This window comes from Geobacillus sp. YHL (assembly GCF_022341265.1).
Taxonomy (GTDB): Bacteria; Bacillota; Bacilli; order Bacillales; family Anoxybacillaceae; genus Geobacillus; species Geobacillus thermoleovorans.
In genome coordinates, this window is record NZ_JAEIGB010000022.1 from 1 (window position 1) to 15,883 (window position 15,883).

Below are 15,883 nucleotides of genomic sequence, written 5' to 3' on the forward strand. Positions count from 1 at the left end.
GATAGTTGGTGGTACATCTATTCTAACCAAGGAATCGGGTTCATGTCTCCTTTTTTGTTTAGTTGTAAATTTATGTCAGTGAATTTGCTCATCTACAGTGAATAAAGAAAAAATGTTAGAGTTAATAAATAACAACCGTATTCATTTTGGAGAGGATGAAACCACTATACCATGTTACAAACGTTACTTATTTGAAAGTGAGTACCAAGTCCCATACAGTGTTTTTTATCAGGATAATAGAAGCGCTTCAAAGAGATTGAAAGATTTATTTGGAAAAAAAGTATTCGATTTCCCTAAAGATGAAAATATAATAAAAAAATTAATTAGTATTGCTTCATATGCCCAAGAAGGTGCAAATAGTTCGACTAATGATATCATTTTAGATTTCTTCTCCGGCTCGGCCACAACTGCCCATGCAGTCATGCAGTTAAACGCGGAGGATGGCGGCAATCGCAAGTTTATTATGGTCCAGCTGCCGGAAAAAACGGATGAAACGTCGGATGCGTATAAAGCGGGATATAAAAACATTTGCGAAATCGGCAAGGAGCGCATCCGTCGGGCGGGGGAGAAAATCGTTCAAGAAACCGGAAAGACCGATTTGGATATCGGTTTTAAAGTGTTTAAGCTCGATTCTTCCAATATTAAAGAATGGGATCCGGACTTTGACAACCTCGAACAAACGCTTTTCGATTTGCAGAATAACATTAAGGAAGATCGGACGAAAGAAGACTTGTTGTATGAGATTTTGCTGAAAATCGGGTTGCCGTTGACGGTGCCGATTGAGGAAATCGACTGCCGCGGCAAAACGATTTACAACGTCGCCTACGGTTCTGTGTTGGTCTGCCTAGAAGATGAGATTGACCTTGACCTTGTTCAGGAGATGTTGAACTACAGGTCCGAGCATATGCCGCCGAAAGTCATTTTTAAAGAATCCGGCTTTATGAGCGACGCGGTGAAAACGAACGCCTTGCAAACGTTGAAAAAGCACGGCATCACGGATGTTAGGAGTGTATAACCGATGAAGCTGAAGTTTAACGCGGATTTGGACTACCAACGGCGCGCGATTGAGTCGGTGGTGCATATTTTCAAAGGACAGGAATTGAGCCAGTCAAACTTCACCGTTTCGTACGGCCCTGAGGCGGGAATGCTTCAAACGGACTTGGGCGTCGGGAATCGGCTTGACCTGACGCCTGAGGAAATTTTAAAAAACGTCCAAGACATCCAGGTGAGAAACGGCCTGCCGCGCAGCGAGCGGCTCGATGGCATGCATTTTACGATTGAAATGGAGACGGGGACGGGGAAGACGTACGTCTATTTGCGGACGATTTATGAGCTCCATAAGCATTATGGATTTACGAAATTTGTCATCGTCGTCCCGTCCGTGGCGATTCGTGAAGGAGTATACAAGTCGCTGCAAATCACTCGCGACCATTTCGATGAACTGTACGACCGCACTCCGGCGGAATATTTTATTTACGATTCGCAGAAGCTTGATCAAGTCCGCAATTTTGCGACGGCGACAACGATTCAAATCATGATCATCAATATCGATGCGTTCCGCAAAAGCTTTGAAGATCCGGAAAAAGAAGATAAGGCGAACGTCATTCATCGGCCGAACGACCGTCTAAACGGGTATCGCCCGATTGAATTTATCCAACAGACGAATCCGATCGTGATCATCGATGAGCCGCAAAGCGTCGATACGACGCCGAAATCGAAGGAAGCGATCGCGTCGCTCAACCCGCTTTGTACGCTGCGCTACTCGGCGACGCATGTGGACAAGTATCATATGGTGTACCGCCTTGATGCGGTTGACGCCTATAATCAAAAGCTGGTGAAAAAAATTGAAGTCATGTCTGTCCGATCCGAACCGTCGTTCAATGTGCCGTACATCAAGCTCATTGAGGTGAAAGAGCGAAAAGCGAAAATTGAGCTCGATGTCGAATCGCGCGGGAAGATCAAACGGATGACGAAAACGGTCAAATACGGCGATGATTTGTATGACATTTCCGGAGAGCGCGAACTGTACCGTGGATATATCGTCGAGCAAATCGATTGGACGGAAGGAAATGAAGCGGTTGAAATCAACGGCTACCGACTCGGTGTGGGCGACGCAATCGGGGATGTCGATGACGATGCCATCAAGCGGTATCAAATCCGCAAAACGATTGAAGAGCATTTAAATAAAGAATTGTGGCTCCGCCCGCGTGGGATTAAAGTGCTCAGCTTGTTCTTTATCGACAAGGTCGCTCATTACCGCGACTATGATCAAGAAGGCCAGCCGGTAAAAGGAAAATATGCGATCATGTTTGAGGAAGAGTATCGGAACTTAATGCAAAAGCCGAAATACCGTCCCCTCTGGGAAGATCCGGGCATTGACCAAGATATCGAGAAGGTGCATAATGGCTATTTTGCCCAAGATAAAAGAGGACGGTTGAAAGATACGAAAGGGAATACAGAGGCGGATACGGATGTATACAATCTCATTATGAGGGACAAAGAACGGCTGCTCAGCCTCGATGAGCCGCTCCGCTTCATTTTCTCCCACTCCGCGCTCCGTGAAGGATGGGACAACCCGAACGTCTTCCAAATTTGCACGTTGAAAGACTCCTCCGGCACGTACGTATCGAGGCGCCAGGAAATCGGGCGCGGATTGCGGTTGGCTGTCGATCAAAACGGAGAGCGGGTGCATGACGATCATGTCAACATATTAACGGTGATGGCGAATGAGTCATATGAAGAATTTGTTGCCACTTTGCAAAGAGAGATTGAAGAAGATACGGGCATCCAGTTCGGCAAAATCGAAAAACATGTATTTGCCAAACTCGTTTATGTGGACGAGGCGACGGAAGAGCCGGTGCAAATGGGTTATGATTTATCATTGAAGCTGTATGAGGAATTAAAACAAAACGGCTATATTGACAAACAGAGCAAAGCAACGGAAAAACTCAAACGAGCCATTGAAAACTATGATCTCCATCTGAGCGATGAATTCCAGCCGTGGCTATTGTCCATCGTGAAAGAGATCAAACGCCATTTGCAAGCATTGCCGATCAAAGACGGGACGAAAAAGAAAAAAGTCCATGTCAATATGGCGGTCCTTAATCAAGAGGAGTTCACGCGGCTGTGGGATAAAATCAAATATAAAACCGTTTATTCCGTTGATTTTGACAGCGAACAGCTCATTGACTTGTGCATTGCCGCCATTCAAGAAATGAGGCCGATTGAGAAAATCCGCATTGTCAGCCGAAAAGGACGGGTGGAAATTGATCATGTGACAGGCGTACAGGCGCAAACGATCAGCGAAAAAGTGGAGGATTACGTGAGCTTGCACCATACGCTTCCGGATGTCATCACCGAGCTGCAAAACCGGACGAATTTAACGCGGAAGACGATCGTGCGCATTTTGACCGGCTGCAAACGGCTCGATGATTTCAAAAACAATCCGCAAAAGTTTATTGAAGAAGTGGCGAACATCATCCAGCGCCAAATGAGGCTGTTGCTGAAAGATGGCGTGAAATATTACAAAATTGGTGATGATGCGTATTACGCGGTCGAACTGTTCCAAAACGAAGAGCTGCTCGCCTATTTGAACGACAACGCCATCCCGAGCGAAAAATCGCCGTTTGACCATATCCTTTACGATTCCGATGTGGAAGAGCGGTTCGCCAAACGTTTTGAACACGATGAGAACGTAAAAGTGTACGTCAAACTGCCGAGTTGGTTTAAAATTGACACACCGATCGGCTCCTACAATCCCGACTGGGCGCTTGTCATCGAAAAGGATGGAGAGGAAAAACTGTACTTCGTCCTTGAGACGAAAGGACAGGAATGGGAGGGCGAACTGCGTCCCGGTGAAGCAGCGAAAATTGCCTTCGCCCGCAAACACTTCCAAGCCATCGGAACGGACGTGGAATTCATCGGACCGGAGAATGATGTCGAGCGGTTTATGTTACGAGCCTTAAGCCGTTGAAGGTGGGGACAAAACAGAAGCCAAGCGGGCTTCTGCTTTGTCTTAGCATCACATTATGAATTGACCCGGTTGAATGCAAAATCTTTGAGACATCCAAGAGCACATTCCCGAGCAGCAACAGGGCGCTAGTGTATTGCACACTTAGAGAAATAGGAGTTGATAAAAAATGAGCTTCAAAGCGGAAGCGTTGCGAGTTTTCATCGCTTCGCCATCGGAGGCAGAAAAGGGAGCGGCACCGCACCGCTCTTTTTGTATTTTTTGGTCGGTCGACAAAGTTCGACGGCAATGTTTTACAAAAGTTGATACAATCAAATCAATCGAATCTTTTTATCTATGACAAAGGGAGGGGACACGGATGGCGACGATTCGCAAAGCGGATTATTACTATGGAGCGCTTCTTTCCGCGCTGGTCAACGGCGGGTTGGCGCCGGCGCTGTTTGAAAAGGAAAATGACAACCGACAAATTTATGAAGTCACGACGAATAAAGCGAGCTATATTATGTACACGAAATACAACACGAATCCATCCGGCTCCAAAGATTTCACTTGGTCGTTTGTATTCAGCGATCATGAGATTGCTGAAATTAACAAGATTGATCTCGAACACAGCCAGGAAAAAGAAATCGTGTTTGCATTTGTCTGCGCACAGAAACAGCCGAGTGACTCCAATCAAGTGATTGCCATCGTCCGTTGGAATGAGTTTCTCGAGTGTGTCGACCTGCAAAGACAACAAGTGCGGGGAACTCCGCGGCTTTCCATAAAAGCGGTGAAAGGCTCTCCCAAGCTTCGCCTCTACGGCAGCAAGCGCGCAGATGTATTGGATGGAAAAGATCATACGATCAAAATTGAACGAAATCGATTAAACAGTTTGTAATTAGGTGAAGAACACCGATGGATGGGCTTATGTTATACGGTTTGTTCGTTTTGGCACATCTTAAATGTAGTGCCTATAGCGGTGAGCTATAGGCTCATTGTTTCGGCTCCTGTTTTTAGAAGAATGGCTGCTTCACAGTCGGAGCGATTTCTTTTTGCCAAAAGGAGGAACCCGGATGTCAAAATGGTGGATGATCCGCGCGGGCGACCGCAATGAACTGATTCCGCTTTGGCTGGAAAAGGGCATTGCATCGATCGGTTGGGCGAGATTGGGCGACCCGAAGAACTTTCAGTCGAAGGAACAGTTGCAGCGAAAGGCTGATGAAGTGTTCGCCGAGTCAAAACCAAAATCGAGAACGAGCTGGGTGAATCAAGTATGGCGTTTTGCCCATGAAATCAAAAAAGGCGATCGTGTGATCACATATTCGAAAGAGAAAAGGGAGTACATTGTTGGAACCGTGACAGAAGAGCATCGTTACGATCCTGCCATCGGGCATCCCTATTATCCGAACATCATCCGTGTAAAATGGGAAAATGCCACAGTTCCAAGGGATTCGTTGTCAGACGGAGCGAAGAACAGTTTAGGTTCGACGCTGACGGTTTTTCGAGTGGACGAATGGGGCGATGAAATCGAGCAGCGTTTAAACAGCCAATCATTCCCAAAACCTCGGGATGAATCTGAAGAGGGGGAAACGGAAGAAATCGTCGAAGACCTTGTTGGAAAAGCGTTGATGATGATCCAAGATAAGGTGGATCAGCTTGATCCGTGGCAAATGCAAGATTTAGTGGCAGGCTTGCTTCAAGCGATGGGGTACAACGTGCAAGTGAGCCCGAAAGGCCCTGACGGCGGTGTGGATGTGTTGGCCTATAAGGACGCGTTTGGCTTTGAAAAACCCATAATTAAGGTGCAAGTGAAGCATCGCAAAAGCGCCGCCTCGGCTCCGGAAATCCAGCAGCTTCTCGGAGCCAACCCGATTGATGCCAATTGCCTGTTCGTCTCAACAGGCGGTTTCACTTCCCATGCAGAGGCAGTCGCCAAACATAATTCCGTGAAACTGATTGATTTGGAAGAGCTGGTCAACTTGATTGTCCATTGGTATGAGAACATGCCCAGCGATGCAAGGGCGTTGCTTCCGCTGCAGAGAATGTATGTGCCTGAATTTTGATAAACATACGGCTTCATCCCCGCGTGACAAGTGCGAGAGGATGAAGCCTTTGGTGATGATCGATATGTTTTTACTCCAAAACGTTGCGATATTGATCGTACACCAGCGAGGTCAAACTAATCTTGTCTAAATAACGAATGGGGCACAAGAAGGTCACGGTGATGACCCCAGGATGTCGGCCAATTTCGATGGCGCCGGTAATCGTGGCACGGTTCATCACCTCAGGGACAGAGATGCCTAATGTTTTTGCTGCCCGTTGCAACCCGTTTTCTGTTGCCTCGTTTAAGTTGGCGCCTGTCCCGACAAAGGAAATCGGCAACGATTCTTCCAATTTGTTTACTCCCCATGATTGTGCCAAATCGAGGGCGATCTCTTTTTCTTTTTTTGTCAATGGCTTTGCCAAGTAGGGGAGGTCCTCAGCAACAGGAAGAAGAATCGGTCCGTCAATGGTCAACCCTTTGATCACTTTCACTTGAAGGGTGACGATGCCAGATACGTCGGTCGTATGCCCAGCAATTTCCCCGTCGCCCTGCATGGCATGCATATCACCGAGATAAACGCCTCCGCCCCGCACTTTCACAGGGCAGATCAACACGGCGCCTTCGCGTACACGGTTAATGTCCATATGTCCGTCCGTGCGATCTTCCAGCTGTTCTTTCGTAATCCCGTATTCATGTGGGGCGTTGATCAGAAATTGGCCAAAGTCGCCAGCATTATGTGAATCCGGCAACGGACGCGCCGGGGTGGTGCCGAGCTGTCCGAGGAACGGGCGGAGTCTGGCCACCGTTCCGACTAAGTCATGGGGCGCAAACGTGACGATCGGGTTTTGGACGGAGTTGTCGGGTGTCGCCATGTAGTACCGTCCTTGTCGAGCGATGTGTTCTGCCGCTTCTTTATGCACGGTCACGCCGATTTGTCGGTTTGGATCAAACGTCATCGTATAGCCGTTCGTAAATACAAATGGAGTCACGTCCGCGCCACAATTCGCGCACCGGATGGCTTCCGGGCCGATCCCCTCGATCTTCGTTTCCGGGTACATCGTTCCGCACTGTGGGCATTTGACAGCAACGAACGGATCGCCGACAAACCGACCTTCCATTGGCTTATCATTTCCTGAGGATGTGGCGATAGAGGTGACGCGAATCGATTTGATCTTAATCGCAATGGCGTCTCCTACTTCAGCTCCTTCGACAAAAACGGGCTTTGTCACTTCATGGCCACCGCGGATGCAAGGAGTGATCATCGGCCCCCAGCAGCCAGGAGTAGTATTGGCGACAATGTATCCCCCATCCTGCACGGGGCCAAGCATGTTTCCATGAGGATCTAAGATGCCGTTTGTGAACTCATTGACAAACACGGTTTGTTTCGCTTCCATGACGTTCCCCCTCTTTACTTTTAGGTTTTAGGATTGGTTACATAGGAACCTTGGATCGCTGACCACGAACCTTCGATAGATAATGTCTAACTACATTTTAGGAAATTCGGTAGAGTATTGTCAAAATAATCGTTGTAATATTTATTATATTTTGTTAAGAAAAAATATTTTGTAATTTAATTCTTGTAATGTATAATCATTTTGGAAGGGAGGCGACGAAATGAGAAGTAGCATAGAAAAGAAATTAAGAGAAAAAGGGATTAAGTGTTCAGAACAGGAATTGATGATGCTTGAGCATCAGTGGAAAGCCATTCAGCAACTAAAACAGGGAGTCGAAAAACTCGGTTTGAATGAGGAAGATATTGGAGTCGTCCACCAACCGGGAGGTGTGTATCGTGGAAAAACGGCTAAATACGAAAACAATCTCTGAACTTTCCCCTCTTCTAAAAAACAAAGAAGTTTCACCTGTTGAACTCGTTGACGATGTACTCGAACAAATTGAAACATTAAACGATAAGCTGAATGCCTATATAGAGGTGACAGCAGAGAAAGCACGCAAGCAAGCTGAGTTGGCGGAATCGGAAATCCGATCTGGAAATTACCGCGGCCCGCTACATGGCATCCCTATAGCAATCAAAGATATTCTTTACGTAGCTAATGAAACAACAACGATGGGGTCAAAAATTCACCGAAACTTCCGGCCAACTTACAGTGCGACAGTAATCGAGAAGTTGACGGAAGCGGGAGCAGTGTTTCCTGGAAAAACAAACTTGCATGAGTATGCTTGGGGAGCAACGAACAATAATCCTCATTTCGGACCTGCCCGAAATCCTTGGGATCCTGAACGCATTCCCGGAGGCTCAAGCGGAGGATCGGGGGTCGCAACGGCGGCGCATATGACGATTGCTTCCCTAGGAACAGATACCGGTGGTTCGATTCGAATTCCTTCTTCGTTTTGCGGCATTGTCGGTTTAAAGCCCACCTATGGACTAGTAAGCAAATATGGTTGTTTCCCGCTTGCATGGTCGTTGGACCATATCGGTCCGATGGCGAAAACGGCGAGGGACGCCGCCTATATTTTAGAAGCCATGGCAGGATACGACCCAAAAGATCCTACTTCCACCAATGCCCCTGCAACGAGTTATTCCACACAATTCATGGAGTCTGTTAAAGGTGTAAAAATTGGCATAGAACCGTACTTCTTTGATCATGTGGATGAAGGAGTCGAAAGAGCGGTTAAACAGGCGATTGCTTCTTTGGAACGCGAAGGTGCTGTTGTAGAAACCGTGCGAATTCCAACATTGCAATATGCGCAGTATGCGGAAATGATCACGATTCTTTCAGAAGCCAGCGCTATTCATCACAATCATTTAGTAGAAAGGGAAGAAGATTTTGGCGATGATGTCCGTTTCCTTTTAAAGCTTGGAGAACTCCCTTCCGCTGTAGACTACTTGGAAGCACAACAAATTCGTTTGAAATTGGATCACGAGTTCATGGAAATATTCAATAAGGTAGATGTTTTGATCACCCCAACCATTCCGTTTCTCCCTCCCAAAATCGGGCAGGATACGGTATGGATCAATGGAGAGGAAGTAAACTTTCTTGACCATATCATCCGTTTTACAGGACCGTTTAACTTGACGGGCTTGCCTGTTGTAACGGTGCCATGTGGTTTTGTTCAAGGACTTCCTGTAGGGATGCAAATCATCGGCCCAGCCTTTGGAGAAGGAACGATATTAAATGTTGCTGATGTGTTTGAAACGCTGCATCCTGAGCTGAAATACCCACCGGCCGTTCCAAGAAAGTAAAAGCAAACGCTGGTCGTGGCGATGTACTTACTGAAGGGCGGTCTCAAAAGGTGATGATGACATAACTTTTTGGGACATCCTTTTTCAACTGAGTGTTTTTCACTTGCGTTCGCTGCTGTTTGTATGACGGGGAGCAAGCACAAAACGGAGAGCTTTTTTCCTGGCTCTCCATTTTTTATGTCTTCCATGCAGGATTTTCGCCTCGTGCTCACGAATGATAGTTGGTGAACATCTTCATCGTGAGGTGATCGGATGGCGATTGACCATGACCGGTTGTTCAAAGAGCTGATCCAGACGTTCTTCGAAGAGTTTTTCCTCCTCTTTTTCCCCGACATGCACGAGCATATCGATTTCCGCCATTTGTCCTTTTTGTCCGAAGAACTGTTCACCGATGTGACCGCAGGAGAAAAATACCGCGTCGATCTGTTGGTCGAGACGAAGCTGAAAGGGGAAGATGGATTGATCATCGTTCATGTGGAGAATCAAAGCTGCGTGCAGTCGTCCTTTCCGGAGCGCATGTTTGTCTATTTCAGCCGTTTGTTTGAAAATACCGCATCCGCATTGTTCCCATTGCCGTCTTCAGCCATGATGCCCTCCGTGATGAACCGTCCGTGTTTTCGATTGAGTTTCCCTTTGGCGAGGTGCTGCAGTTCCGCTTTTTCCCGGTGGAGCTGCGCAAGAAACATTGGCGGGATTCTATTCGGCATGACAATCCGATTGCGGCTGCCCTCCTTGGCAAAATGGGGTATACTGAAAGTGAGAAAGTCGAGTTGAAAAAAGAGTTTTTGCGCATGTTGGTGCGATTGGAGCTGGATGAAGCGAGGCAGCGGCTGCTCTTGGGCTTTTTTGAAACGTATGTGAAGTTGTCGGAGGAGGAAGAGCAACAACTGCAAAGAGAAGTGAAGGCGATGGAAACGAAAGAAAAAGAGAAAGTGTTGGAGCTGATCATTTCCTATGAGCAAAAGGGAAGGAAGGAGGGGTTGGAAGAAGGGATCGAACGTGGAATTCAACAAGGAATGAAACAACTGATTCGTAACATGGAGCGCAAAGGAATGACGGTGGAAGACATTGCTCGGTTGGTGGATCTTCTAGAGGAAGATGTTCGGGGATTGCTTGAAGAGTAGGGAAATAAAAAACAAGGGGATGGCCATGGGGAATAAGAAGGTTGGTGACGACAAGCGGCCAATTGATCGTCGTATGGACGGCATGGCCTAAGGATGCCGAAGGGCCGCCGCGTTTGTGAAGACCGTGACCGCGGAAGCGCCTTGCTTGATTACGAAATTTGGCCGCCTTTCATCCTACGGTTTCCATTGCGGGATGAAAGACGGTGTTGTTTCGCATCTTCTTGTGAGGGAGGAAGAGAAAAATTGGATTTCCGTGATATCCCGCAACTCATTGCCCGAATGCTCATGGAAGTGATTCAAACGCATATACCGCACCAATGGATATACACCGCTGAACCATTCATCAACCCATACAACGGCAAGATCAGCTATGACTATTCCGGTGAAGTGAGGAAAATGAAGAAGGAAGAGTTTGCCGAGCTTGTCCGATCGCTGGGGAGAAGTAAGGGCTCGCGATTTTATTGTTCTCCGTTAGATGAGTTGTTAAACAACGTTTACATTGATCAATGGGTGCCGACGTATATGTCTAACTATGGAAAGCGTTGGGTGACATACTGTGACTTGCTTAGGGAAACATTTGATCAATGGAAGTACAGCCACTTTGAGATTTATGACGAGGACGGGAATGAGGTCAATGAAGATCTCAACTTGCAACTTGATGAAATATTCGAAGATTTTTTAGAGAATACTTCGCACGAGCCGTTTGTTAGAGAAATTGAAAAAACGATTGCCTAATGTAATGTTTGGGTGAAAAAACGTGATTTTTTCCTGGCAAATCCAATGTTCTGCAGGTAGCAATGGTGAAAACCATTGCTGTATAGATGCAATTTGAAGTTTTCACATTTATAGCTTTTACTGGGCATTGGATCGACTGTCGGGCGACCGAACAACACCGCTTTCAGCCCCATGTATGGGTCTGAGAAGCGGGGGGTTGTTCGGTCGTCCGTCACGCCAAGGCGTGACGGGGGCAAGCCTGCGGCTTGCCCTCGACAGTCGAAAAATCGATAAGTGGCTTTTCTGTCAAAGATATGTTAAACGTTTTGGTTGCATCTATATGGCTGTATCATGGTGTATACCGTAACGGCTAAGCGGGTTTGCCGTACTGGGTGTCTGTCATCAGCAAGAACCATTAGCCAGTAGAAGATCGAAGGGAGATGACAAAGACATGGAAGTGTTCGCAAACTATTTAGCTGGCATTGACAATCCGGACCATCGCAGCCGAACAGAAGAGGTTTTGAGGTGGGTCACTCATCAGTTCCCGAATTTGGAACCGCAAATGAAGTGGAACAAGCCGACCTTTACCAACCATGGCACATACATAATCATGTTTGCCGTTGCCAAGAACCATTTGAGTGTTTTGCCTGAAGAAAAGGCAATGGTTCATTTTTCCTCTGATATCGCTCAAGCGGGTTACAGCGCTTCGTCACGCTTGTTTCGCATAAAATGGACTCAGCCTGTTGACTATGAATTGCTTCGAAACATTATTGAATTTAACATTCGCGATAAGGCAGGGCATACGCGTTTTTGGCGAAAGTGAAATCCCTATACTTGATGGATGTCACCTTGGAATGTTTCGGGTGTAGATGGCTTATATGACGCTTTGGCGGCATGGAGCCGTCTTTTTTGCTGCTATGAAATGATTTCGTTTGTTTTTCATCAGTCTTCTTGAAAAATCTCTGCGTTTTTTCTCGAGATGGTGGCGAAATATTCAACGATTTTGTAAAATTATTGTGAAGGGCGATTGCGGATGGTCGTGTTGATGTCATGAATATGCAACGGTGCATTGAATTATATTAATATATTTTTGTTAAAATCGATAATAGTGACATACTATTAATCAATTGTGTTATAATAAATTTTGTAATCGCCCTCAAAAACAAAAGGGGTATCGGTGGAATCATTTCGAGCGATCGCTCGATGCTCTTTTACAACTATTCATGGATAGGGATGGTAAACATGGGCAACAAACAAGGAAAAACGGATGTCATTTTAATCGGCGCTGGCATTATGAGCGCGACGTTGGGGACGCTCTTGAAGGAATTGGCGCCAGAGTGGGACATTGTCGTCTTTGAAAGACTGGAAGAGGCAGGAGCGGAAAGCTCCAACGAGTGGAACAACGCCGGGACGGGGCATGCGGCGCTGTGTGAGTTGAACTATACGGTTGAGAAGGCCGATGGGTCGATTGACATCGGCAAAGCGATTAAAATCAATGAGCAGTTTTACGTCTCTTTGCAGTTTTGGGCTTATTTGGTCAACAGCGGCGTCCTTCGTGACCCGAAAGATTTCGTCCGTCCGCTGCCGCATATGAGCTTTGTGCAAGGGGAAGACAATGTGGCGTTTTTGAAGAAGCGCCACGAAACGATGGCGGCCAATCCGCTGTTTAAAGGGATGGAATTCACAGATGATCCGAAGAAGCTGGCCGAATGGGTGCCGCTCATGATGGAAGGGCGGGTGGTGGACGAGCCGATCGCGGCGACGCGGATCGAATCGGGAACGGACGTGAACTTCGGGGCGTTGACGCGTCAACTGTTTGAACATTTGAAACGGAAAAATGTCAACATTTACTACCGCCATCATGTCGAGGATATCCAACGGACAAGCGATGGCTTATGGGAGTTGAAGGTGCGGAATTTGGACACGGGCGCGGTGGAGCTTCATGCGGCCAAGTTCGTCTTCATCGGGGCCGGGGGAGGCAGCCTCCATCTGTTGCAAAAGTCCGGCATTCCGGAAGGGAAGGGAATCGGCGGCTTCCCGGTGAGCGGGTTGTTTATGGTGTGCAACAATCCCGAGGTCGTCGAGCAGCACCATGCGAAAGTGTACGGCAAAGCGAAAGTCGGCGCGCCGCCGATGTCGGTGCCGCATTTGGACACGCGGTTTATCGACAATCAAAAGATGCTGCTGTTTGGGCCATTTGCCGGGTTTTCGCCGAAGTTTTTGAAAAACGGCTCGATGCTCGACTTGTTCACCTCGATCAAGCCGCATAACGTCTTGACGATCTTGGCGGCGGGCGTGAAAAATATGTCCTTGACCAACTATTTAATCCAGCAAGTGCTGTTGTCGAAAGAACAGCGCATGCAAGAGCTGCGGGAATTCGTCCCGACGGCGAAAAGCGACGAGTGGGACATCGTCGTGGCGGGTCAGCGCGTGCAAGTGATCAAAGACACGGAAGCTGGCGGCAAAGGAACGCTGCAGTTTGGCACGGAAGTCGTCCATGCGGCTGATGGCTCGATCGCGGCGTTGCTCGGCGCTTCGCCAGGGGCATCGACGGCGGTTCATGTCATGCTTGAAGTGATGGAGAAGTGCTTCCCAGAACGGATGAACGAGTGGCGGGCGAAAGTGAAAGAGATGATCCCGTCTTACGGTGAGTCGTTGATGAAAAACGAGTCGCTTTTGCGGCAAGTGCAAGCGTCTACAGCGGAAGCGCTCGGATTGAACGGCCACTTTGCGATGCAGTTGGCGTAGGCTTATAGGTTTGAGCAATGGAAAGGAAAGCCGAGAGCCCGTTGCTTAGAAGGAGCAGCCGCCTGGAAATGAAGGGCGGCTGTTTTTCTATTTCGTTTGCCGCTTGGTGTCGGAATGAAAGGGGCCTTGCCCTGTGGTTTTCAGATGCACGGCGGGGCGCAATCAAGTATACTGGAAAACAAAGACGTGAATGGAATAGCAATGGATCATCGAGGCTTGTTGAGACGATCTTGCGCTGCGGCCGCTGTTATCTTCCATGGAGAAGCAGTTGAAGGGGGTGAGGCTATGACGAGATGGGTGTCCTATTCAGAAAAGCGGCAGTTCTTAACAACGTTTTTGCAGCAGCATCGTTTGAAGCATCCCGATGCCCGATTTGTGCTGCAATACTTGCTTCAACACCCCCATTTGCTTGAGAACGTCCATTTTACGGAAACCGAGCAAAAGCAGGCGCGGTGGCTGATCATTTCGACTGCGATGGCGGAAGAGGAAGGGCTCGTCTTTTATCGGCGCGGTCAAAAAAGCACGAGCCTTGCCTCGATTATGGGCGATTTGGCGCTGCATCCGAACGAGACGCTCTATTTGACGCTCCATTTTCCAGGAAAGGCAAGGAATTTTTCGTACCTTCGGCTTATTGATCACCAAGCGTTTGAAAATGTCAGGCGGCACGAGCGGCATGAGAAAATGGCGAAGGCGGCCGAGCAAGTGTTGGATGAGGCGCTGAAACGTCATGAACTATCGGTGTTGAAAATGCAAATTGACCAGGCGCTTGACCGAAAAGATATGGCGTTGTTTCAACAGCTGACGGAACAGTTGAAAAAATACGAAGGACAAAACAGCTAAACGGGCTGCGGGCCTGCATGGGGCAAGCCCGCAGCCGGCGCTGGCCGCTGAACGCGGCAGTTGGGCATCGGGTGGGAGTGCTAGTGTTGCACCGTGCGGCAGCGTCAGGAAGGCGGGATGATGGCCTCGGCGACGTTGTAGTCGAACGGATCAAGTTCAGTCGGGCGGCCGAGCACAAGCTTGGCAAGTTCTGCGCCTAAATATGGCCCGACGGTGAGCCCGGAAGAGCCAAGGCCGTTGGCTGCGTAAAGTCCGGTAAAACCGGGAAGAGCCCCGAAGACAGGGAGAAATCCAGGCGTGCGCGGGCGGAACCCGACCCGTGTTTCCACGTAGGTGCACGCCGACAGCCCTGGCGCGACGGCGAGCGCTTTGTCCAGTATTTCGTGGATGCCGCCGGCGGTGGCGCGGACATCCATCCCCGCTTCATCTTCATGGGTCGTTCCGATGATGATTCGCCCTCCAGGGAAGGCGAGCATATACTGATTGTTCGGGGGCATGACGACCGGCCATCGGCCAGTCTCGCCTGCCAACCATTCGAGATGAACGATTTGTCCTTTTTGCGGGCTGACGGCAAACCGAACGCCCAGCGGCTCAAGCAGTTCGCCAGCCCATGCGCCGGCTGTGACGATGACCGCTTCGGCCGTGTATTTCGCTCCATTGACTTCCACGCCGATGACGCGGGAGCCTTCAAACAGGATCTGGGCGTTTCCGCGGATGTAGGCGGCGCCAAGCTTTTGGGCCGCGTTTGTGAGGGCGTCCCGCACCGCCCGGCCGTTCACTCGGGCGGCGCCGCTCACATATAGGGCATGATGCTCACCGCCAAGCGGCGGAAACAGCTCCTTCGCCTCATGGGGATGAAGCCGCACGATCTCTCCCATTTCCGGCGCGTCTTCGCGCCGTTTGCGAGCGCGCTCCTCCATTTGTTCCAGTTTCTGTTCGTCTGTATGCAGGCAAAGCGCCCCGACGCGCGCATAACCGGTGTCCGTTTCCCCGAGCGCTTGCAGTTCTTCGATGAGGGAGGGGTAAAACTTCGCTCCGTTTTTGGCTAATCGGTACCATTTTTGGTTGCGGCGCTGCGACAGCCAAGGGCAGACAATCCCCGCCGCCGCACCGGTCGCCTGCCCTTTGTCGCCGCGGTCGATGATGATCACGTTTGCGCCTTCCTTGGCCAAATGGTAAGCGGTCGAGGCCCCTAAAATGCCGGCTCCGACGATGATGTACTTCATTCATGAACACCTTTTCCTTTTTTCTACTAGCATACC

At 48.8% G+C, this 15,883-nt stretch carries 11 protein-coding genes and 2 pseudogenes; 11 read left to right on the forward strand and 2 right to left on the reverse strand.

Annotated elements, in window-relative coordinates; all coding sequences use genetic code 11:
* Positions 1–97: 97 nt before the first annotated feature.
* From JCR24_RS14765 to JCR24_RS14780, 4 genes and pseudogenes are all read left to right on the forward strand, one after another.
* Positions 98–1,015 (forward strand): annotated as a pseudogene (locus JCR24_RS14765) (DNA methyltransferase); the annotation flags it as partial.
* A gap of 3 nt (positions 1,016–1,018) precedes the next feature.
* Positions 1,019–3,973 (forward strand): type III restriction-modification system endonuclease, encoded by a 2,955-nt coding sequence (locus JCR24_RS14770; RefSeq protein WP_238980859.1) that lies wholly within the window; start codon positions 1,019–1,021, stop codon positions 3,971–3,973.
* A gap of 355 nt (positions 3,974–4,328) precedes the next feature.
* Complete coding sequence (locus JCR24_RS14775) at positions 4,329–4,847, forward strand: hypothetical protein (protein WP_011230885.1); 519 nt, start codon at positions 4,329–4,331, stop codon at positions 4,845–4,847.
* A 175-nt stretch (positions 4,848–5,022) separates the two neighbouring features.
* Entirely contained in the window at positions 5,023–6,012 is a 990-nt protein-coding gene (locus tag JCR24_RS14780; protein ID WP_013145630.1) for a restriction endonuclease, read from the forward strand.
* 70 nt (positions 6,013–6,082) lie between these two features.
* Here the strand turns inward: JCR24_RS14780 and JCR24_RS14785 are convergent, their stop codons facing one another.
* Positions 6,083–7,387 carry an acetamidase/formamidase family protein gene (locus JCR24_RS14785; protein WP_238980860.1) on the reverse strand — a complete coding sequence of 435 codons (1,305 nt, stop codon included), beginning with the start codon at positions 7,385–7,387 and terminating at the stop codon, positions 6,083–6,085.
* 220 nt (positions 7,388–7,607) lie between these two features.
* On the opposite strand from JCR24_RS14785, the gene JCR24_RS14790 reads away from it, so the two are divergent.
* From JCR24_RS14790 to JCR24_RS14820, 7 genes and pseudogenes are all read left to right on the forward strand, one after another.
* Positions 7,608–7,817, forward strand: coding sequence for a hypothetical protein (locus tag JCR24_RS14790; protein WP_013145628.1), 210 nt, complete (start codon positions 7,608–7,610; stop codon positions 7,815–7,817).
* Complete coding sequence (locus JCR24_RS14795) at positions 7,783–9,195, forward strand: amidase (protein WP_013145627.1); 1,413 nt, start codon at positions 7,783–7,785, stop codon at positions 9,193–9,195. Before JCR24_RS14790 ends, JCR24_RS14795 begins: the two co-directional genes overlap by 35 nt.
* A gap of 252 nt (positions 9,196–9,447) precedes the next feature.
* Positions 9,448–10,319: pseudogene (locus JCR24_RS14800) on the forward strand (Rpn family recombination-promoting nuclease/putative transposase).
* A gap of 243 nt (positions 10,320–10,562) precedes the next feature.
* On the forward strand, positions 10,563–11,054 hold the full coding sequence (locus JCR24_RS14805) for a hypothetical protein (RefSeq protein ID WP_011230891.1): 492 nt from the start codon (positions 10,563–10,565) through the stop codon (positions 11,052–11,054).
* Between the two features lie 430 nt (positions 11,055–11,484).
* Entirely contained in the window at positions 11,485–11,856 is a 372-nt protein-coding gene (locus tag JCR24_RS14810; protein WP_238980862.1) for an iron chaperone, read from the forward strand.
* A gap of 410 nt (positions 11,857–12,266) precedes the next feature.
* Positions 12,267–13,781, forward strand: a complete 1,515-nt coding sequence (locus tag JCR24_RS14815; protein ID WP_238980877.1) for a malate:quinone oxidoreductase — start codon at positions 12,267–12,269, stop codon at positions 13,779–13,781.
* 285 nt (positions 13,782–14,066) lie between these two features.
* Positions 14,067–14,621 (forward strand): YpiB family protein, encoded by a 555-nt coding sequence (locus JCR24_RS14820; RefSeq protein WP_015374576.1) that lies wholly within the window; start codon positions 14,067–14,069, stop codon positions 14,619–14,621.
* 104 nt (positions 14,622–14,725) lie between these two features.
* On the opposite strand, the gene JCR24_RS14825 is transcribed toward JCR24_RS14820, so the two are convergent.
* Positions 14,726–15,847: an NAD(P)/FAD-dependent oxidoreductase gene (locus JCR24_RS14825; RefSeq protein WP_238980863.1), complete on the reverse strand. Its 1,122-nt coding sequence runs from the start codon at positions 15,845–15,847 to the stop codon at positions 14,726–14,728.
* Positions 15,848–15,883: the final 36 nt, after the last annotated feature.